Genomic DNA, 19,495 nt, shown 5'->3' with positions numbered 1-19,495 from the left:
AAGGCAAATAATGACCGAGTTTGAAACCAGAGCCATCCACGTCTCCCAAGATCCGGATGCCAACAATGGATCGGTTATTCCGCCTATCTATATGTCTTCAACCCACAAGCAAGACGGTGTTGGTGGACTTCGCGGTGGCTACGAATACAACCGAGCTGCTAACCCGTCAAGAACTGCCCTGCAGGAAGTTCTTGCCAGCCTGGAAGGCGGCAAGTTTGGACTTAGCTTCGCCTCTGGTCTTGCCGGTGAAGATGCCGTAATTCGTGCCACTTGCGCACCTGGCGATCACGTAATTCTTAGCGATGATTTGTATGGCGGAACCTTCAGGCTCGTGAACCGCATTCACCGTGCCGCGGGAATCGATTCCGAGGTAGTGGACATGCGAGACCTCGCTGCCCTAAAGGCTGCCATCAAGCCAGGCAAGACAAAGTTGATTTGGGTTGAGACACCAACTAACCCAATGCTGGGGATTTTAGATATTGCCGCCATCGCCAAAGTTGCCAAAGAAAATGGCGTCTTGAGTGTGATGGATAACACCTTCGCGACGCCGTATTTGCAGCGACCTCTTGAGCTTGGAGCTGACATTGTCACTCACTCAACAACTAAGTACATCGGTGGTCACTCGGACCTTCTAGGTGGCGCAGTTATCGTCAACGATGAGGAGCTTTACGAAAAGATCCGATTCTTGCAGTTTGCAGCCGGTGCAGTTTCTAGCCCATTTGATGCCTGGCTTACTCACCGCTCAATCAAGACCCTTGCTGTTCGTATGGAAAAGCACTGCTCCAATGCTCAGGTAGTAGCGGAATTTCTAGACGGACACAAAAACGTAGAGCAGGTTTACTACCCCGGCCTCCCAGCTCACCCTGGCCATAACCTAGCTAAAAAGCAGATGTCCGGATTTGGTGGAATCGTTAGCTTGCGCTTTGCTACTGAAAAAGCCGCCAAGGACTTCTGCAACAAGACAAAGCTGTTCACTTTGGCCGAGAGCCTGGGAGGGGTTGAATCACTTGTGAATCACCCAGCTGAGATGACTCACGCTTCGGTGAAGGGCACCCCACTAGAAGTTGGCCCAGAGATTGTTCGTCTGTCAGTTGGAATCGAAAACCCTAAGGATCTAATCAACGATCTGGCGCAAGCACTTAGCTAGTCAGACTTTGGAAGACGGTCAGTCTTCAATAACTTGATGCCGTAAATCAAAGATCCTACAAACAGTGCAGCAACAGCGCTGAATCCAGCTATTGCTGCTACCTCGGGTAGTTCAAACGAGATGATCAGCTGTCGGGCGTTCAAAAAGATGATTAGGTTTCCAACCAGAATTCCCAAAATTCTCTGTGGGGCCTTGCTTACAAGCCAAGCTGCAATTGGGGCTGCAAGTGCTCCACCAATTCCAAGGGCTATAACAGCATCCCAAGGAATCTGCTCGGCACCAAGGCCGATAAGGAATCCGATGCTAGCTGCAACTGCGATTACAAACTCAGCCGTGTTGGTCGTTCCAATTGCCTTGCGAGGTTCAAGCGCGTTGGATGCGGTCAATGAGGTGGTGACTACCGGTCCCCAACCGCCACCGCCAGTTGCATCGATGAACCCACCAGCAAGGCCGAGTGGGGCAAGCCACCTTGCGCGTGCACGTCGTTTCTTTCCCAAAATGATTGGTCTGGTGAAGCGGTACAAAACCAGCGCGCCAAGAATAAACAGCACGCTGGCTGTCCATGGCCTGGAAGCTGAAAGGTCGATGTTGCTCAGGAGCATCGCACCAACAAATGCACCGATTCCTCCTGGAACTGCCACCTTTACAAGTGCATGCCAGTCAACGTTCTTGAATCGAATGTGTGCCGCTCCAGAAATTGAAGACGTGACAATTTCAACCAGATGCACAATGGCAGATGCCGCAGCCGGGTTGTAAGCCAAGAGAAGTAGCAGGGTTGTTGATGTAACTCCAAATGCCATACCCATGGCACCATCAACAAGTTGAGCTAAAAAGCCCGCAACAGAAACAAGTAGTAATACCCACATGATTTCAAACCTATTGGACTAGAACATCTAACTGCCGCTATTGAACCTGTGAGTTTGCCTAGATTTCACCTTTATCTAGACCCTTGAGCACTTGCTGTGCTCGCTTTCTTACCTCAGGCAAATCGGAAAGTCTTTTTAGTCCATTGTTTTGCTGGAACATTCGGTGGTTTTTTGCAAAGGCTGCAGAGTTGCGATCCAAAAAATCCCAATACAAAGTCGTGAATGGACAGGCGGTATCACCTGTCCTTTCCTTCGGGTTATAAGCGCAGCCCTTGCAGTAATTTGTCATTCGAGAAATGTAGGCACCGCCTGCAGCATATGGCTTAGTCATCATCTGGCCCCCGTCAGCATGAACACCCATACCAATAACGTTTGGAACCATTACCCACTCCGAGGCATCAACAAACTGCTCCCGCATCCAATCCAAAAACTCTTGCGGGTTGGTGCCGGTAATCAGAGCAAGATTGCTCAAGATCATCAGTCTTGGGATGTGGTGAGTCCAGCCACGGTTGTGGATTGCTTCTACCTCGCTTGCTACGCAGTTCATCTTGGTTTTTGAGGGCTCAACGAACAGCGGCAAAAGCTTGCGCTTGGCGTTCAGGCCGTTTTTGTGTTTGTAGTCTTCTCCGAGAAACCAATACATGCCGTTGATGTATTCGCGCCAGCCAATGACCTGACGGACAAAGCCCTCAACAGAGTTCAGTGGCACTCCGCCTCTTTTGTGCTTTGCGATAACTGCTGCAACTACTTCGCCTGGGTGCAGCAAACCGTTGTTGATGTATGGGCTGATCACCGAATGGTGCAGGGTCCAGCTCTCAGTTGTCACGGCATCTTCGTAGGGACCGAATTCCGCCAGGTGCTTATCAACAAAGAGCTTGAGTCTCTTGAGAGCACCGGCACGGGTGGTTTCCCAATAGGCCGAAGGCTCCATGCCAAGTTCCTTGGCTACCTCTTTATCTATTTTGTCTGGAGATGTTTCTGGGTACTTATCCCAGCTGTAGTTCTTCGGTGGTGGAAGTCTGTTGTCCTCATCAAAGTTCCAAGCATCGCCCTCCGGCTTGCCGTCTTTGACCAGTACCCCCAGACGTACTCTTTGCTTGCGATAGAAGTTTTCCATGACGAAAGTCTTTTGAATTTCTGCCCAGGCGGTAAATAACGTCCTAGAGGTGAGAAAGAAGTCATTCTCAATAAACTCAGCACCTAAGTCTTTGAGCTGACGGTATTGAACAAAGCTGGATGGCTCGGCACAAACCAGCTGCTTGATGCCCGTTTCTTTCATGATGGCCTTGAGCCCCGTTGGGGTATCTGCAGCTTTCTTGTAGTGAACTTCGAAGCCTGCTGCTTGTAGTTCTTGGGCAAAGTGTCTGGCTGAGGAGATAAGAAAGTACAGGCGCTGTTTGTTCCAGGGTCTGCCGGTAGTCATCCGCTTGGATTCCACGATGGCAATCGCATCTGTTTTTGGATTGGCGTTTTTTAGCGCACCGAAGTCTTTATTCAGATGATCGAAGGGGATGAAAATCAGTTTGGTCTTCATTAGCCCTTGCACTTTTTGGAGCAGTACTTGACTGTCTCCCAGTCTTTGGCCCACTTCTTGCGCCACTCAAACTTCAAACCACAGCGCTCACAGGTTCGAGGCTCGAAGCCATTTTTAGTCTTTGGGGTGGGCACATCTCAAATCTATTAGAAAACAGTTGTCCAATCAGCTACTAGGTTCCAACTTATTCTTGTGCCAGAGCCTGTCAATTACATCTTGCCCGAACTTAGATCCAACGGAGTCGTAAACCTGTTGGTAGTAGGTCCTAATCTCCATTCGCAAAGGTCTAGGTATCTCACTTTTCACCTTGGCACCATTAACTACCTCAGCGTAGTTAGCCTCCCTAAAAGGCAGATCAAGGAACTCGCACAAACGCGCAACTGCTGAATCGGAGAATAACTCTTCGTAAAAAGCATAAAAAATGTCTTCTCTGGGAAAAACAGCTTCGAGATTTGCGATGGTCAGGTCGTATCTGGTCCTGATAGCAAATCTTGGCTTCATGTAGTTCTGGGACAATATTTCAGCTTCCACATTAGGGTTTTCGGGTTGTTCTCTAACTTTGTGTCTGGCGTACATGCGGTTGGCCGAGATGCACCGCTCGACAGGGTCCCGCATAAGAAAAATCACTTTGACTCTAAATCCAGCTCGTTGCAGCAATCCGCTTATGCGAGCCAGTTCCGAGGCGGGCAGTGCGGCGTATGAGGGGGTGATGTCGCCCGTAATTCTTACGCGTGTTCCTTCGATAACTAAAGACTTGAAGTAGTCCACATACTTTGAGTTGTCTCTGCGAAATTGCAGCTGACGCTCTTCATCGTTTTTAGGAAAAAAGCTGCTGAACCAATTGGGAATTCTTTTTCGAAGCGGTGGTGTCTTGTCGGCCACGAATTTTTGATCAAAAACGTGGTATTCCTTCATGAAGCCTAAATCAGCTTCGGGAAGTCTACTTAAGTAGGCATGCAGCCAGGAGGTTCCAGCCTTTTGCGCACCAACGCCGAGGACAAAAGTTGGGGTTGACGGTTTGTTCACATTCAAAACCCTAATTCACGAACGCCCGGTATCTGTGAGCCTGTGGGGACTGTTCCCGATGCGTTAACGCACTAGTCACCCCAGGTACAAAAACTTCGGTATTGGACTAGGCCGGAGGCTAAATCAATTGGTCCTATGAGGATTTGAGAATCAAATCTGCAAATTCCCTTATTGCCCCTGCTCCACCCCGTTTTGATAGGACAATCTTTGCTAAGTGACGAATACTTGGATTGCAATCCGATGGCACTACCGGCCAACCAACGAGTTTTAGGCACTCAGAGTCATTGATGTCATTTCCGATGTAGGCAACATCTGCTAGCTCTACAGCTTGTTCTTTGCACCACTTCTGAAGTGCCGGAACCTTATCGTCTAGAGAGTTGAAGGCCGCTATCCCAAGTTTCTTAGCTCTTGCCAGCACGACCCCGTTTTTATCCTTTGAGAGAATCACCATCGGTATTCCGGCCTTTTTTAGCAACTCAATACCCATGCCATCGGAACGGCTCACTGAAACGCTCTCCTGGCCATCTTCCGTAACAGTCACAAGGTCATTCGTATGCACACCATCAAAGTCCATCACGACTGCTCGAATGGCACTCTGGGGGATATCGATGCTCTTGAAAAATGGTGCCAGACGCTCTGCGCTCTCGAGTTGCTCTGGAGTATCGATTTCTATTGCATAACTTTCTGGGACTTTGGCAATTCCTACTTTTCCAAAAAAGCGGTGGCCTGAGGCTCTAAATCCGGAAACATCCATTACATAGAATGCTCCCGTTTCCATGAAGTGCGGCTCTCGGTCTTGACGCCTAGGTCGGTACTTTAGATCGTGGTTGACTCCCGTTGCACCCTCAGTGTCCTCCTGCCACAAGAAACCATAGGTTTCGTAGGCTGAGAAAACCGATGAGTATCCTTGTTCGGTTACCATTGCCACAGCTTTACCAAGAGCCTCGCTATCAATAAATGGTGAGGTGGTTTGCACAAAAACCAATACCTCTGGGTCCTGGCCAGATTCAGCTAAATCATCAAGACCGTGCAAAAGGGCAGATTCTGAGCTGGCCTTATCACCTGATAATTCTTGAGGTCGATCAATTACTTGTGCACCAAAACTTCGGGCGACCGTAGCGATCTCTTCATCGTCGGTTGATACCCAAACTTGATCGATCTCGGCTACTTGTTTGCAAGTTTGAATAGCCCTTGCTACCAGAGGCAGCCCTCCAACTAACCTGAGGTTCTTTCGGGGAATCCCCTTAGATCCACCCCGAGCCGGGATGATCGCTACCACCTTAGATTTTTCGGTTTTCAAGTTGTGGCCTTTCCTGGATCAATTTGGATGTGAGGGAAAAACTCCAAGACGGCTCGGTCAGCCGCCAGAATTGTTCGGGTGCGACGGTCGGCTCGAGTACTAGAGGCATCTAACAAGCTAATAGCCAAATCGGCTAAGGAGATGCAGGAGCAAGCGGGGTGGACCTGATTGGCATAGGTTAGAGCGCTGGAGGTCAGGCTCAAAACAAGATTGGGACGAAGTTGGTAGATGTCATATTCCGCAGGGTTATTGTTCTCCAAAAACAACAAGCGATTTGAGCCCGTGAGACTCACGGCTTCTAGGAACACCTGCCGCCCATCTGGAGTAAGCCTGGGATGGGGTTTAATCCAAATATTGCCAGGGGTTATTTCAAGTGCCCGCTCGAGAATTGCTTTCAGCTGAAGCGAGCTCAAAGGATAAGTCTGACCCAGAAAGAGGCTGTCCTTAGTATCCAAAGTCGAAACACTTTGTGACTTATTACCGGTTTCAGTTGCTCGTAACATTACTAAGCCGAATGGGGTGAATTTGACCTTGGCGTTAGGAAAGACTTTTTTGGCCAAATCCGGAAACGAACTATGGAAAGTCTTGAACTCACGGAAACCGGAAGTGATTTCATTTTTGTTGGCAACAGGCTCACCAAAAATACCCCAATAAACCTCCCGAACCGCACGTTGGAATATTGCAGAAATGGAAGTACTGGGGTCCCGGTTGATTATTGGACCCAAAAACCCTTTTGCCGCCTGGAATAGAGTACCTCCAAGATTCGGCACCGAGATCCTTCGATTGTCAAATGAGTGGACGTAGGTTCCAAGCCCCTCCTCAATTAGGGTCAGGGATACTCCCGCGGTGTTTAGGATTCTTGCCATAACGGCATAGTGACCTTCGTAAGACATTAGGTATGCCTTTTCTAGATCAGGGTTGTCAGTAACAATCTTTTCGTAAATGGTACTGAAATCTCGAAACCTGAGCCGTGTAAATACTTGGGTCGCGTTCGGCAGCGTCACGCGCTGAATCGGGGCATCGCCTAAAGTTTTTGATAATTCATTAATTTCGTCGGGTATAGGTGCAGTCGAATCTCCCCAATCCAGGTAAAGCACCAGGGTCGAGAGCTGAATTTTCTCACGAATGCGACGACCAGCTTCGCTGTCGCTTAGAAAAAGGCGCAAACGCAGGGCTTGGTTCTTTTGCGAAACCACAGTTAGAAACTTCAAAGGTTGCCCTACCTACTCCTGGGTCTAAGTCTAACCTCGAGCGCTCTTGCCAGATAAGTGCTTACGGCTAGCTGTTAACCTCTAGGTAAACATTCATTCACCTGATACACCGAGAACTGCCCTAGCATCTCAAGGGTGAACTGGTTACCGAACGTAATGTTCGTTGCTACCACAGACTCTTACCTCAAGTGGGCTGTAGGGCTTAATGACCTTATCCCTCAAAGCTGGCGAACCTCACTTGTTCTGGTAAAAAGCTTGCAGAACCCTTCTCTTAGACAAATTGAACTAGCCGTAGGCGAGAAAAATTCGGATTCAATTGTTCGCGAACACGTTTTTGCAACTGTTCGAAGAGTTATGCGCACCAAGCCCGACATTATTGTCGTTGCCGCTACTGGGCCATTTCTCGTGCTGTTTCGATGGCTGTTGGATATGACCCCTCAAGGCAGTCAAGTTAAGTTGGTGTCAGGATCCCCAGGGATTGCTTATCACCTGGTTGGAGCGCCTTTGAGAGCACGTACAAGCGCAGACCTATTACTGATGGCAGGTAAGGCAGAGCTTGAAAGAATTGCCGGAGCGCTCAAGGCAATGTCAGTAAATACGAAACTGGCCTTGGCTACTTTGCCCTTTCTGAATGCTGCATCTTCAAAACCAAAGCACCCAGGCCCTGAAGTTTTGATATTTGCACCACAGCCAGATATGCCCAAAACTCTGGAAGATCGCCAGAAAGTCTTGATTGAACTTTCTCGCCTTCGTAAAGAATTCCCTGCGCTAAGAATTATCGTCAAGCTTCGCGCAATCGAAGGTGAAGCCCAGACTCACTTCGAGGCGCATCCTTACCCTCGGCTAGCGGAGGAACTAGCTGAGCTAGGCCTTATTTCTGCCGGGGACTTCGAATTCGAAGTTGGTTCCATCTCCGAGTTTCTAAAAAACTCCAACGCGACTCTGGTCACATTGTCCTCGACAGCTGCCCTGGAGTCACTGGCTATGGGAAATCCCACTCAGATCATCTCTGATTTTGGAGTTGAGGATGCCTTGGCAAATGCGGTTTTTGAAGATTCGGGGCTGGTCTGGAACATCCGTGATTACGGCTTGGCCAGACTGCAGAAGCCAAACCAGGTGTGGCTAGAGAAAAACTACTTTCACAAAAAATCAGAAGATAACTGGGTCCAAGCTTTATCCCAGCTCACTGAATCGAAGCGGGTAAGCCCCAAGCGGATCTTCCCAACAAACATTGGTAAGTCACTTCTATTCGGAGAGCTTCTAAGGGTAATCTTCCCTAATGCTCTAGGAATAGCGCTGATCAAGTACTTGAAGCTAGTTCTTGGGAAAAATTCCTCTTAGACGTCGCAGAACTCGGTACCAAATCTCTCTGGCCATTTCGCGAACTGAAGCCTGACGCAGGTGATGGTCTGGTCGAACCGCTGCAATTGCTCGAGCGACGGTGTCGATGTGAATAGACGTTGGCAATGGTTGAGTTGATGCCTTATCCGCCTTTTCAACTTCCATAACTTGGCCATGGATGTTGATTCCCAACTGGCCAATCTCACTTTGCACTTGCTTTGAAATCTGTTCAAATTGGGACTTAAGATTTGAGTCCAGACTTAGTTTGCGTGGACTTGGGTTACTTGAGGGTCTCGATGCAATCTCCGCAATCATTTTGTCTCTAAAGATCAGTTTCCACTCTTTAGCAATCCGCTCTGGCGGGAGCAAAGACAGAAGAGTCTTTACAAAGGTGATCTCTTCTAAATCCAGCGATCGGTTCATTCTGCCTTGGGCGTTCTCATGCAGAGTTTGTGGCTCCAGCCCCAAGAATGTTTCAAACCAACTTGTTAAATAATCTGGGTTGAGTCTGTCTACATTGACTAAGTGAACGTTCTTCGCACCAAATGCGTTTGCCCAATCATCAAGTATTCGTGAAACAGCGTGGCGACGCCAAAACAATTTGGCCTCGTGATGGGATTGGTCGCGCTCAAGGATCGCTTTGGAGAAGGTTGCTAGATCCTCACCATAGCCAGTTCGAATGAACTGCTGATACTGGGAAGGAACGATTTCTTCAATTCTGCGGTAGCTAAATACAACTTCAACGTTTACCCCTGGACCTAATGCCGACTTTAGGGTACTGATGTCCTGCGCATTTTGTTCGCTGAAAAATTCGCTTGCCAACAGCACGGTTTCGTGTCTTTTTGTAAGACGCTTGATTGCTCGAAATCTTTTCTCTTGGGTGTTTGCAGCGCTAATCTTCGCCAAGATGTGCTGGGCGTGCTTGCCAAAGCCCGAAGGGTAATAGATGCCAATGGCTTGCAATGCTGGAGCCTGCTTGCGGAAAGCAGCCTGAATTGCACTTGTCCCGGTTTTATGAAAACCGGCATAGATTATGAGGCGGGCCACTAGGCGCCGATACGACGCAGCTTACTCAACGGTGCTAATTCGCCTGGGTAAATTCGTTTCACACCATCTCCAAGTGCTGTCTCAACGATTCGAATGTCTCGAACCAATGATACAAAGCCCTTGGGCTCTAGGGATGCTCCGTGGTCGCTTCCCCACATGGACCTGTCCATTGTGATGTGCCTTTCGACGCTTACTGCCCCAAGGGCAACCGCTGCGATCGAAATCTGAAGACCGGTTTCGTGGCCTGAGTATCCAACTGGAACTTCGTATCTTTCCTTCAGGGTGGTGATCATACGAATGTTGGCCTCTTCTGGAGGCAGTGGGTAAGTAGAGGTAGCGTGCATCAAAGAGAGGTTTTCTTTACCGAGGGTTTCTACTGCCTTGTCAATCTGTTCGATAGTTGACATTCCGGTGGAGAGGATAACTGGCTTGCCAGTTTCTTTGATCTTGCTGAGCAGAGATAGGTCCGTGACCGACGCCGAGGCGATCTTGTAAGCAACTACATTTAGGTCTTCTAGAAAGTCAACGGACGGTTCATCCCAGGGTGATGCAAACCAATCAATTCCCTTGGATTTGCAATACTCGTCAATCTCGAGGTACTGCTCCTTCTCAAATTCAACACGGTAGCGGTACTCAAGGTAGGTCATAGTGCCCCAAGGAGTTTCACGAGGGGTGTCCTTCATGTGCTCTGGAGTAGAAATATCTGGAGTTCTCTTCTGGAACTTGACAGCCTGGGCACCTGCTTCAACGGCAACATCGATTAGCTGCTTTGCAATATCGACTGAACCGTTATGGTTAAGCCCGATTTCACCAATCACATATACTGGCTGGTCATTGCCAATTGAGTTTTTACCTATTGTTTGAAAGTGGTCCATTTGAGTGTTTGTCATGACCCCAATCTCTCCCCTAATGATTAACTAAAAGCAAACTCAGGGCTACGATGCCCCGAACGATTAGCGTCAATATGGCTAACTTGAGACCTTGAAGGCAAGAGCTTCTTGGGCCCATCCAAATATCTGGGGACTGAAACTCAAAGTCGAGAAAAGGTTGGGTCAATAACGCTAACCAATAGGCTGGAGAGCATGACTTGCAAAAACTGCGGCGAAGCCGTCCCAAAAAACGAACTCAACTGTCTATCTTGCGGAACCGTTGCGGCCAAAACCAAAGCTGATCTTCAAAAAACCGACCCTGCGATGACAAAGGGCATCGCTTGGGCTCTGATCGCCATGGGCGTCTTTGGACTGATCTTCGTAATCGCCAATGCCTGGACCGACTGGTACTCAGGTCTTGATTACGTGGGTCCGATAGGACTTTTGCTTCTCGGTGGCGTGACACTGTTTACTGCCTCCCGCAAGAAATAGCCCAATCATTCACTGGCTTTAGCTGCCATGTGACCTAAAGCGAACTAACTGTGGCTTAGATACATCCCGGCCAACTTGGTGAGTGACTTCAGTAAAATATCGCCTATGTCTAAATTGAATGAATCCAGATCCTACGGTCAAGGCGCCCAAGGCGAACCTGACGCCCCAAAAGCTAGCAAGGTAAGTTTCTTTACTCGCCTTCGATACAACTTTGACAATTCATTGTCTAAGCCAGGTGCCTTCGTAGGTTACGTCTTCATCGCAATCATCTTCCTAGCCATCATCATGTCGGCGGTTCAGCGCGGTATTGCCGCCGTGGTTGCTCTCAATGAGCCGCTTGACCCTGCGACATACTTTTTTAGCTTCTGGGAAGCATTCACCAAGATTCTAGGAATCGGATCCACTGCTGCCTGGGGCACGCAGTTGATCAACACTCTTTACTGGGCGATCGGTATCGCCATCTCTGGTGCAGTGATCGGTTTTATCTCAGCCCAGATCATTCGCGCTGTTGCCAAGCTTCAGGAAGGTAAAAGCGCCGTTATCGAATCCGGTCACACCCTTATCCTTGGCTGGTCCAACCGCGTGTTCCCGATTCTTTCCGAGCTAGCTATTGCTAACGAAAATGTTCGCAAACCCCGAGTTGTAATCTTTGCCCCAACCGCCAGAGCCGTCATGGACGCCGAGATTCGCTCGAGAGTTCCAAACCTTGGAAAGCTAAAGGTCATCACCAGAACCGGTGATGTCACAAACCCCGAGGACCTAAAGCGCGCCAACGTCTCTAGCGCGAAATCAATCATCATCCTGGATGCCGACGAGTCAGGAGATGCCAACATCGTCTCCACCGTGCTTGCAGTGAAGTCCGTGAATTCAAACACAGCCACTCGAATCATCGCCGAGCTGGATGATGAGAACACAGCTGAGGCAATCAGCACAGCTACCAACGGCCAGGTAATCGCCGTTAGGTCCCAAAACGTGATTGCTCGCGTGACTGCCCAGGCTTCAAGACAGCCTGGCCTTGCTGCTGTCACCCTGGACCTGCTGGATTTTGCTGGGGATGAGATCTACATCACGGCAGTTAGAGAATTGGTTGGCAAAACCTATGGTGATGCGCTGCTGGCTTTCAACGAAGCTTCAGTAATTGGACTGGTCGACTCTAAGGGTGTAGCCCAGATTAACCCACCAGCAACCACGAAGATTCCAGCCGGAACCAAGGTCATTGCTATCGCACTTGATGACGACAAGATCATTTACTCCGGAATCCGCAAGGATTTGGTTGCCAAAAAGATCGCCAAGAAAGCTTCCGGCAAATCTAAGCCAGAGCACCTGCTGTTTATTGGCTGGTCATCGATGGGACGCGCTGTTGTTAGTGAGCTGGCACAGTTTCTACCAACTGGCTCAACCGTTCATATCGTTGCCGAGGCACGTCACGTTGCAGCTGAAGAGCTAAAGGGTCTGAAGTTTGGAAAGAACATCAAAGTCACCCATGCTTCGGTTTCTGGAGACATTGATGATCTGATCAAGGCAGCTTCTGCGAAGAAATACAACGAAGTTGTAATTCTTGGCTACCGCGAGGCAATCAGCGAAGCTGAAGCAGATTCGCAGACCATGCTCACTATGCTTCAGATGAACCAGCTATTTGAAGCTAAGGGCAACGGTGTTGAGCCAACCAGACTGGTGGCCGAGATTCTAGATAGCCGCAAGGCCGAGCTTGCTCGCGTTGCAGCCGTTGATGACATGGTTGTCAGCGATAACCTCGCAGCTTTGCTGATTGCTCAGGTTTCTGAAAACCCTGCCCTGGCTCCAGTCTTCGACGACTTGTTCGATGCTGATGGCGCATCACTAAGCGTGAACGCGATTGAAACCTACGCGCCAGTTGGTAAGTCAATTGAATTTGCCGAGCTTGTAGCTATTGGTAAAGCTCACGGCGAATCCGTTATTGGCTACCGCACCCTGGCCGGCTCTAAGCAGCAAGCATCTTCCGGTGTGAAGCTAAACCCAGCAAAGACAGCCAAGTTCACACCAGCCAAGGGCGATGGGTTGATTGTTGTAGGGGATCTTAGGAAGTAGAAACCAGCGCGAGAGTGATAATCTCGGTCCACTAGATCTTTCTACCTATGGCAGCTAAGGAGATTCAAATGGACATCAACCTAATTCACCCAGAGCTTAGAAAAGCAACCGCATCATTCCCGAAACTTCCGGTCACCAGCGGTTTTGGAAGGGCAGTCACCAGAGCCTTACTGCCATTGATGCTCCCCAAGGTTAAATCCTCAACTGGCGTAACTATTGAATCGGCCAAGACCCCTAGTGGAGTAAAGCTGCGTGTTTACACTCCTGCTGGAAACAAGACTCGCGCTGCGATGCTTTACATCCACGGTGGCGGAATGATGATCGGTTCCCCCGCTATGGATGATGCTTTGCTATCAACCGCCGCCTCGGAACTAGATATCGTGATTGTCTCTCCGGACTACAAGTTAGCTCCAGAAAACCCATACCCTGCCGCTGTAGATGATTGCCACAGCGCCTGGACATGGCTACTAGAAAATGCTTCGGCAAGACAAATTGACCGCCAGCGAATGGCAGTTGGTGGCGAGAGCGCCGGAGGCGGGCTTGCCGCTGGTTTGGTGCTTCGGCTTCACGATGAGGGCGGAGTGCAGCCATTGGCCCAGTGGCTATTTTGCCCAATGCTCGATGATCGAACAGCGCTGAATAGATCGCTGGATGCTGTCGATCATTTTGTCTGGAACAACAAAATGAATCTTGTTGGTTGGAAATCTTACTTGGGTAACAAACTAGGAACCGATGAGGTTGCCGACTATGCAGCCCCTGCCCGCAGGAGCGTTTTCCACGGCTTGCCGAAGACCTGGATTGGCGTTGGTGATGTTGAGCTCTTTTTCGAAGAAGACAAGGCCTACGCTGACAAGCTCTCTTCAGCTGGAGTTGCCTGCAAGTTGGAGATAGTCCACGGGGCTCCGCACGCTTTTGAAGGGCTAGCGCCCGATTCTCAACTTGCTAAGGATTATCTAGCTTCAGCAAAGAGTTGGCTTAGAACTGCATTGGTGGCCTAGGCCTTCAAGACTCCTTCTAAAAAGTCAGCATGAGGTCTAGATTAAGCACATGACTAAATCAACAACCGTGTTGTGTGCCGCGTCAATCGCCGTCTCACTGCTTCTTTCTTCCTGCACAGCCGCAGATCCCGCGACTAACCTTGAGCAGCCCAGCGCTTTACCAGCGACGCAACCAACAGTTTATTTGTCCGATGCAGCTCTATTTGCTGAGCACGAAAAATGTCGCATCATCGACGGAGACCCCGCACTGACAAACATGACCATTGGATTCCCTATTCCCAAGGGAAGAATTGACCTCCGAAAAGGTGCGAACGTCCACATTGTTGGTGTGGATTTTCCAGACAAGCCGGGAGGCAAAGGCTCACCCCAGTCTCAAAATGAGATATACACAGAGGCCATTCAATCGTTTTACGAAGCTCAATCATCTGTTCCTCTGAATTTCACTTGGAACTGGGCGCCTGATTGGATAACTATGCCTAAATCCATCAAGGATTATGGATTAGGTGGCTCCTTCTTTGAGGGAAGGTTCAACGGATCTGCCTACTCGAGCCTCGCTCGCACAGTGATAAAAGAGGTTGACGCAAAGATTGACTTCACTGGTGCAAACTTTCTGTTCATTGTCTTTCCCCCAGGTCTGACTAGCGAGGAAATTGGAACATTCCTGGTGGATACGCAAAACAACTTCGGCACCGATGAAGGCGAAATCCTGAACCTGATTATGGCTGGTGGTGATTACGTAGATACAGACACCTACATTCATGAATTTGCTCATGGTCTTGGTCTAACCGACATACGTGACACAACAGACTTAGGCAACCAGAATTCCGACGGGATGTTCTACGACATGATGAACAACCCGACCTACCCAGAGTTGCTGGTTTGGCATCGTTTTCTTCTGGGATTTCTAGAGAACAACCAGCTCCATTGCAAGACAAATTCTGAGGCATCCACTCATTGGTTGGTGCCGGTTGCCAGTGAATCAGAAGGCACCAAGGGAGTTGTAGTCCCTATAAATGAAACAGAGGCCTTAATTGTGGAGTCTCGTCAACCTATCGGTTACGACAATCGCCTAGCGGGAGCAGACAACCTCATTGGAAGCGTGGTTTACACGCTGGATTCTAAAGTGCCCTATAGAAGGACCCCAGTGAAGGTAGTTGAGGTTCTCAAGACGGGCGAGTCTGTGGAAGTTATGGGATACCGATTCAGCCTCGTTGAATCAGGAACTTATGGAGATGTTGTCAAGATTGAAAAGCTTGGGTGACTTCCAGTCGGCTTCTGAAGGTTTATTCCAACAATCCTGCACCTAGATTTTCTATGCACTCCATCTTGTGTTGAGAAGGTCTGGGAATTTGAAATATCTTAACCCTTTGCAGCTTTCTTTCGATTGCTGCCACTACCTTCAGGTTGCCTTTCGGCTACTCGCGTCATAAAGATAGCTAGCACCAAAGCCACGGCTATTCCGCCATTGACAAGTAGTTCGATGATTCCGCGCTCAAATGCTTCTGGGGTTTTGCCAATAGAAAGCGTCAGGGAAGAACCAACTGACAGGATGTGTCGAACGGATGCGATGACACCGATTACTAGGAATCGACTGAGCTGGTAGAAACCGCTGTTGAATCTTGCAATTACGGTGCGGGCAATCTCGAGGATGATTACAACAAACAAGATGTCGTTGATGGCCTGAAGCATACCGTTTGGATAAAAAGGTTCGGTGTTGAACAATCTGATCACAGTGAAGATAACTGCTCCCAGAGCCACCAGGAACAAAAGGACGGTTAGTACAACATGAAAGACGTCTTCAACAGCGTCTAGAAGCTTGGTAGGAACCATGGAGGGCTGAGCCTCAAGGTCTTCAGTGTTTCTTGTCTTTGCGCTTAGTTTTCTCGCCATAGCCAAGTTTGTCGCACATTAGCTTGAGCCATCAATCTTGTAGCGGGGTGTGTCTAACAAAGCCGCTTGAGCGCTAGCTAATGCCCTTTGGGGTGCCAGACGGTCTTTACTTCCATAAAGGCCAAGATTTGCTGAAGTGAACCCTTGGATGCGGACCGTGCAAAAGCCCCTGGCCGAACCACTCGCTTTAGGGTTTCGGCGGCACGAATTTCTAGATCAACTGGGTCAGAAGTTCCTTCTAGGTCTACCGCGTTCACGTCCTGGTGTGAGGCAAGCCATGGAGACAAGTCCTTTTCTTTACCGGTTAGCACGTTTACTACTCCACCCGGCAAATCACTAGTTGCCAAAACTTCGGTCAGGGTGATTGCCGAAAGGGGAAGTGATTCGCTGGCAACTACGACAACTGCGTTTCCAGTGACGATAATCGGCGCGATGGTGTTCACCAGTCCAACCAGACTGCTTTTTTGTGGAGCGAATGCAGCGACAACACCAGTTGGCTGATTTGTTGAGATGTTGAAGAAAGGCCCAGCCACCGGATTCATTGAACCTGCAACAGAATCAACTTTGTCCGACCAGCCAGCGTGCCAAACCCAAGAATCAATCGCTGCATCCACTTCGCTGTTGGCTTGCTTTTCGGTTGCTCCGGTTAGCTCACGGATTTCGGCCACGAACTGCTCGCGTCTTCCTTCGAGCATCTCGGCGATGCGGTAAAGAACCTGACCGCGGTTATAGGCGGTTGCGCCTTCCCAGCCAGACTGAGCAGCTCTTGCGGCAACAACGGCGTCTCTGGCATCTTTTCTAGATGCCAGAACAACGTTGGCAACAAACTCGCCCTTGGGGTTTGTTAGTTCGTAGGTGTGACCGGATTCGCTTCGAGGGAATTTGCCACCGATGAAAAGCTTGTAGGTTTTCTTCACATCAAGACGCATTAGTTATCTCCCTTCAGGTAAGCAAGCAATCCGTGCCTGCCTCCCTCGCGGCCGTAGCCAGATTCTTTGAAGCCACCAAACGGGCTAGCTGGATCAAACTGATTGAAGGTGTTTGCCCAAATAACTCCAGCATTCAGCTGATCGGCAACCTTTAGGATTCTCGAGCCCTTCTCACTCCAGATTCCAGCGCTTAGACCAAATGGGGTGTTGTTAGCCTTGGCTACCGCCTCGGCTGGGGTTCTAAAGGTAAGTACCGATAGCACTGGACCGAAGATTTCCTCGCGGGCAACAGTGTTTGTAGCGGCAACGCCGGTGATAACTGTCGGTGCGTACCAGAAGCCCTTCTTCGGGATCTCGCAGTTCGGAGCCCAGGCCTCGCCGCCTTCTTTGACACCAAGTTTGACCAGCTTGGTTATCTTGTCGAGTTGGACTTTGGAGTTGATGGCTCCGATGTCAGTGTTTTTATCAAGTGGGTCGCCAAGCTTAAGTGTTTCCATGCGGCGCTTGAGCTTTTTCATCAGCTCATCTTGAATGGATTCTTGAACTAGCAATCTAGATCCGGCGCAGCAAACGTGGCCTTGGTTGAAGAAGATTCCGTTGATGATTCCTTCGACCGCCTGATCAAGCGGGGCATCATCAAAGACGATGTTGGCGGCCTTGCCGCCAAGTTCCAACGTGACTTTTTTGTTTGTTCCAGCAACCTGCTTGGCGATTAGTCTTCCAACGCCTGTGGAACCAGTGAAGGCAACCTTGTTGACATCCTTGTGAGCAATCAGATCTGCTCCAGTTTGGCCAAAGCCGGTGATGATATTCACAACACCATCTGGCAAACCAGCCTGCTGGCAAATCTCGGCAAATAGCAATGCGGTAAGCGGAGTTGTTTCGGCGGGTTTTAGAACCACAGTGTTTCCAGCAGCAAGGGCAGGCGCTATTTTCCAAGCCAGCATCATCAGTGGAAAATTCCACGGGATCACCTGAGCTGCAACACCGTGGGCTTTCGGGTTGACACCAAATCCTGCGTAGTCGAGCTTGTCGGCCCAACCGGCGTAGTAGAAAAACCATGCTGCAACTAGTGGAATATCAGCGTCCCTGGTTTCCTTGATTGGCTTGCCGTTGTTGAGAGTTTCGGCAATTGCTAGCTCGCGAGCGCGCTCTTGAATGATTCTTGCAATTCGGTATAGGTACTTTCCTCGCTCAGCACCGGAGAGCTTGGACCAGACCTTTTCGTAGGCGCTTCTTGCTGCCTTGACTGCTAGATCTACATCCTTGGCACTGGCGGTTGAGATCTCGGCTAGGACCTGCTCGGTGGAAGGGGAAATGGTTTGGTAAGTGTTTGATGGCTTGGTGAACTTACCTCCGATGAAGTGGCCGTAGCTACTCTGGAAGGTAACCAGTGCCCTTGATTCAGGGGCGGGTGCGTATTCGAACATCTTTATACCTCTTAGTCCACGGTCACATAGTCGGGACCGGAGTAGTTTCCGGTCTTTAGTTTTTGCCTTTGCATCAAAACATCATTAAGCAAGCTAGAGGCTCCAAATCTAAACAAATCTGGGGTAAGCCACTTCTCTCCCGCTACTTCCTTGACTACCACCAGATACTTGATGGCATCCTTAGCAGTTCTTATGCCTCCGGCAGGCTTAACACCAATTAGTACACCAGTTTGGTCGTACCAGTCCCGAACTGCCTGGAGCATCAAAAGAGTAATAGGTATGGTCGCATTTACTGTGACCTTGCCAGTTGAAGTCTTGATGAAATCCCCACCGGCCAGCATGGCAAGGTAGCTTGCCCTTCGGATGTTGTCATAGGTTTGCAGCTCCCCTGTTTCCAAGATCACCTTTAGGTGAGCTCTGGAACCATCTGCTCTGGTGCAGGCGTTTTTGACAGCTTGAATCTGCTTATAGACCTCTAGGTAGTTGCCCGATAGAAATGCTCCACGATCGATAACCATGTCAATCTCATCGGCACCGGCCTTGACGGCATCTTTGGTGTCTTGCAGCTTTACAGCTACCGATGCTCTTCCGGATGGAAAGGCTGTTGCTACCGCTGCTACGTAGATCCCAGATTTGCCAAGAGTTTGTTTGGCAACTGAGACCATGTCGCCGTATACACAAATTGCAGCAGGTCTTGGGCAATCAGGATCGGTTGGGTCAGGAGTTAGTGCCTTTAAACAAAGTGAACGCACCCGATCAGGGGTGTCCATTCCCTCGAGGGTAGTTAGATCCATCATCTTGATGGCGGCATCGAGTGCCCAGGCTTTGGAAGTTGTTTTGATTGATCTAGTTCCAAGTCCAGCGGCACGAGCTTCCAAACCGACCTTGTCGACTCCTGGAAGGGAGTGTAACCAGCGCCGAAGGCTTGAGTTGGTGATCTTGCCGCCAACTATTGCAACTGGATCGTTCTTGGTCAACTTTTTGCTCCTTGGAAGTCTCCTCCGAGTCTAAAGCAAAGAGCTAAATCAGCCGAGAATCAGTATTTTGCCCTATTTCTTGCAGCCATTGATCGGTACTTCACTCGTAATCTCCTTGACACCATGTTCTTCTTGGCCTGCTTGAAGACATAGATGATAAACAGCAGAACAATGTTGTTAATCTGCCTTCTTTTCCTTGAGCGCTTTGGCTGCTCTAGAGGTTCGACTCTTGGAATAGCCCACCGGGAAGTGAATTTTGAGGCTCTTTCGACAGGAAGGCTCGAAGATTCCTCCACTGCCAAGTAGTTGCTTGTACTCATGCTTTCCTCTAACTTCGCCTCTAAGGATTGTGGCCATCCGGAGTGGCCAGG

At 49.5% G+C, this 19,495-nt stretch carries 19 protein-coding genes; 6 read left to right on the top strand and 13 right to left on the bottom strand.

The window, feature by feature from the left end:
• The first annotated feature begins 10 nt into the window (after window positions 1–10).
• Window positions 11–1,147: a cystathionine gamma-synthase gene (locus AC8GDC_RS01765; RefSeq protein ID WP_506558173.1), complete on the top strand. Its 1,137-nt coding sequence runs from the start codon at window positions 11–13 to the stop codon at window positions 1,145–1,147.
• Here AC8GDC_RS01765 and AC8GDC_RS01760 read toward each other — a convergent pair.
• The 6 genes from AC8GDC_RS01760 to AC8GDC_RS01735 form a co-directional block, all read right to left on the bottom strand.
• Window positions 1,144–2,013: a sulfite exporter TauE/SafE family protein gene (locus AC8GDC_RS01760; protein ID WP_506558172.1), complete on the bottom strand. Its 870-nt coding sequence runs from the start codon at window positions 2,011–2,013 to the stop codon at window positions 1,144–1,146. The genes AC8GDC_RS01765 and AC8GDC_RS01760 overlap by 4 nt on opposite strands.
• A gap of 58 nt (window positions 2,014–2,071) precedes the next feature.
• Window positions 2,072–3,547, bottom strand: a complete 1,476-nt coding sequence (locus AC8GDC_RS01755) for a cryptochrome/photolyase family protein (RefSeq protein ID WP_506558171.1) — start codon at window positions 3,545–3,547, stop codon at window positions 2,072–2,074.
• A complete protein-coding gene (locus AC8GDC_RS01750) occupies window positions 3,547–3,681 on the bottom strand; it encodes a DUF2256 domain-containing protein (RefSeq protein WP_506558170.1) in 135 nt (44 codons plus the stop codon). Before AC8GDC_RS01750 ends, AC8GDC_RS01755 begins: the two co-directional genes overlap by 1 nt.
• Window positions 3,682–3,712: 31 nt before the next feature.
• The gene (locus AC8GDC_RS01745; RefSeq protein ID WP_506558169.1) at window positions 3,713–4,573 is read right to left on the bottom strand and encodes a sulfotransferase; all 861 of its coding nucleotides are present in this window, start codon (window positions 4,571–4,573) and stop codon (window positions 3,713–3,715) included.
• Between the two features lie 133 nt (window positions 4,574–4,706).
• On the bottom strand, window positions 4,707–5,873 hold the full coding sequence (locus AC8GDC_RS01740) for a cytidylyltransferase domain-containing protein (protein ID WP_506558168.1): 1,167 nt from the start codon (window positions 5,871–5,873) through the stop codon (window positions 4,707–4,709).
• A complete protein-coding gene (locus tag AC8GDC_RS01735; RefSeq protein ID WP_506558167.1) occupies window positions 5,870–7,084 on the bottom strand; it encodes a polysialyltransferase family glycosyltransferase in 1,215 nt (404 codons plus the stop codon). Before AC8GDC_RS01735 ends, AC8GDC_RS01740 begins: the two co-directional genes overlap by 4 nt.
• A 135-nt stretch (window positions 7,085–7,219) precedes the next feature.
• Between AC8GDC_RS01735 and AC8GDC_RS01730 the strand changes: the two genes are divergently transcribed.
• Window positions 7,220–8,425, top strand: a complete 1,206-nt coding sequence (locus AC8GDC_RS01730; protein ID WP_506558166.1) for a DUF6716 putative glycosyltransferase — start codon at window positions 7,220–7,222, stop codon at window positions 8,423–8,425.
• Here AC8GDC_RS01730 and AC8GDC_RS01725 read toward each other — a convergent pair.
• Window positions 8,399–9,472 carry a hypothetical protein gene (locus AC8GDC_RS01725; protein ID WP_506558165.1) on the bottom strand — a complete coding sequence of 358 codons (1,074 nt, stop codon included), beginning with the start codon at window positions 9,470–9,472 and terminating at the stop codon, window positions 8,399–8,401. The two genes, AC8GDC_RS01730 and AC8GDC_RS01725, sit on opposite strands and share 27 nt — an antisense overlap.
• The gene (locus AC8GDC_RS01720) at window positions 9,472–10,362 is read right to left on the bottom strand and encodes an N-acetylneuraminate synthase family protein (protein WP_506558164.1); all 891 of its coding nucleotides are present in this window, start codon (window positions 10,360–10,362) and stop codon (window positions 9,472–9,474) included. The genes AC8GDC_RS01725 and AC8GDC_RS01720 overlap by 1 nt, the downstream gene beginning before the upstream one ends.
• A 192-nt stretch (window positions 10,363–10,554) precedes the next feature.
• On the opposite strand from AC8GDC_RS01720, the gene AC8GDC_RS01715 reads away from it, so the two are divergent.
• The 4 genes from AC8GDC_RS01715 to AC8GDC_RS01700 all read left to right on the top strand — a co-directional run bounded on the left by AC8GDC_RS01715 (window position 10,555) and on the right by AC8GDC_RS01700 (window position 15,159).
• On the top strand, window positions 10,555–10,833 hold the full coding sequence (locus AC8GDC_RS01715; RefSeq protein WP_506558163.1) for a hypothetical protein: 279 nt from the start codon (window positions 10,555–10,557) through the stop codon (window positions 10,831–10,833).
• Between the two features lie 105 nt (window positions 10,834–10,938).
• Window positions 10,939–12,900 (top strand): CASTOR/POLLUX-related putative ion channel, encoded by a 1,962-nt coding sequence (locus tag AC8GDC_RS01710; protein ID WP_506558162.1) that lies wholly within the window; start codon window positions 10,939–10,941, stop codon window positions 12,898–12,900.
• 68 nt (window positions 12,901–12,968) lie between these two features.
• Entirely contained in the window at window positions 12,969–13,898 is a 930-nt protein-coding gene (locus AC8GDC_RS01705) for an alpha/beta hydrolase (protein WP_506558161.1), read from the top strand.
• A 49-nt stretch (window positions 13,899–13,947) separates the two neighbouring features.
• Window positions 13,948–15,159 (top strand): metallopeptidase domain-containing protein, encoded by a 1,212-nt coding sequence (locus AC8GDC_RS01700; RefSeq protein WP_506558160.1) that lies wholly within the window; start codon window positions 13,948–13,950, stop codon window positions 15,157–15,159.
• Window positions 15,160–15,257: 98 nt separating this feature from the next.
• Here the strand turns inward: AC8GDC_RS01700 and AC8GDC_RS01695 are convergent, their stop codons facing one another.
• From AC8GDC_RS01695 to AC8GDC_RS01675, 5 genes are all read right to left on the bottom strand, one after another.
• Window positions 15,258–15,788, bottom strand: a complete 531-nt coding sequence (locus tag AC8GDC_RS01695) for a phosphate-starvation-inducible PsiE family protein (protein WP_506558159.1) — start codon at window positions 15,786–15,788, stop codon at window positions 15,258–15,260.
• A 77-nt stretch (window positions 15,789–15,865) separates the two neighbouring features.
• Window positions 15,866–16,717 carry an aldehyde dehydrogenase family protein gene (locus AC8GDC_RS01690; protein WP_506558158.1) on the bottom strand — a complete coding sequence of 284 codons (852 nt, stop codon included), beginning with the start codon at window positions 16,715–16,717 and terminating at the stop codon, window positions 15,866–15,868.
• Window positions 16,717–18,153, bottom strand: a complete 1,437-nt coding sequence (locus AC8GDC_RS01685) for an aldehyde dehydrogenase family protein (RefSeq protein ID WP_506558451.1) — start codon at window positions 18,151–18,153, stop codon at window positions 16,717–16,719. The genes AC8GDC_RS01690 and AC8GDC_RS01685 overlap by 1 nt, the downstream gene beginning before the upstream one ends.
• A gap of 5 nt (window positions 18,154–18,158) precedes the next feature.
• On the bottom strand, window positions 18,159–19,124 hold the full coding sequence (deoC, locus tag AC8GDC_RS01680) for a deoxyribose-phosphate aldolase (RefSeq protein WP_506558157.1): 966 nt from the start codon (window positions 19,122–19,124) through the stop codon (window positions 18,159–18,161).
• 59 nt (window positions 19,125–19,183) lie between these two features.
• On the bottom strand, window positions 19,184–19,444 hold the full coding sequence (locus AC8GDC_RS01675) for a hypothetical protein (protein WP_506558156.1): 261 nt from the start codon (window positions 19,442–19,444) through the stop codon (window positions 19,184–19,186).
• Between the last annotated feature and the right edge of the window lie 51 nt (window positions 19,445–19,495).

It is taken from the genome of Rhodoluna miladensis (SeqCode), assembly GCF_965234705.1.
In the GTDB taxonomy this organism is placed as follows: domain Bacteria; phylum Actinomycetota; class Actinomycetes; order Actinomycetales; family Microbacteriaceae; genus Rhodoluna; species Rhodoluna miladensis.
Note: the sequence above shows the minus strand (reverse complement) of the source record. Positions and strands in the feature narration are given on the sequence as shown.

Bases quoted from the DNA above. Each gene is read 5' to 3' on its own strand.
- AC8GDC_RS01765 (WP_506558173.1), top strand. From the start codon at position 11: ATGACCGAGTTTGAAACCAGAGCCATCCACGTCTCCCAAGATCCGGAT.
- AC8GDC_RS01760 (WP_506558172.1), bottom strand. From the start codon at position 2,013: ATGTGGGTATTACTACTTGTTTCTGTTGCGGGCTTTTTAGCTCAACTT.
- AC8GDC_RS01755 (WP_506558171.1), bottom strand. From the start codon at position 3,547: ATGAAGACCAAACTGATTTTCATCCCCTTCGATCATCTGAATAAAGAC.
- AC8GDC_RS01720 (WP_506558164.1), bottom strand. From the start codon at position 10,362: ATGACAAACACTCAAATGGACCACTTTCAAACAATAGGTAAAAACTCA.
- AC8GDC_RS01715 (WP_506558163.1), top strand. From the start codon at position 10,555: ATGACTTGCAAAAACTGCGGCGAAGCCGTCCCAAAAAACGAACTCAAC.
- AC8GDC_RS01710 (WP_506558162.1), top strand. From the start codon at position 10,939: ATGTCTAAATTGAATGAATCCAGATCCTACGGTCAAGGCGCCCAAGGC.
- AC8GDC_RS01705 (WP_506558161.1), top strand. From the start codon at position 12,969: ATGGACATCAACCTAATTCACCCAGAGCTTAGAAAAGCAACCGCATCA.
- AC8GDC_RS01700 (WP_506558160.1), top strand. From the start codon at position 13,948: ATGACTAAATCAACAACCGTGTTGTGTGCCGCGTCAATCGCCGTCTCA.
- AC8GDC_RS01695 (WP_506558159.1), bottom strand. From the start codon at position 15,788: ATGGCGAGAAAACTAAGCGCAAAGACAAGAAACACTGAAGACCTTGAG.
- AC8GDC_RS01690 (WP_506558158.1), bottom strand. From the start codon at position 16,717: ATGCGTCTTGATGTGAAGAAAACCTACAAGCTTTTCATCGGTGGCAAA.
- AC8GDC_RS01675 (WP_506558156.1), bottom strand. From the start codon at position 19,444: ATGAGTACAAGCAACTACTTGGCAGTGGAGGAATCTTCGAGCCTTCCT.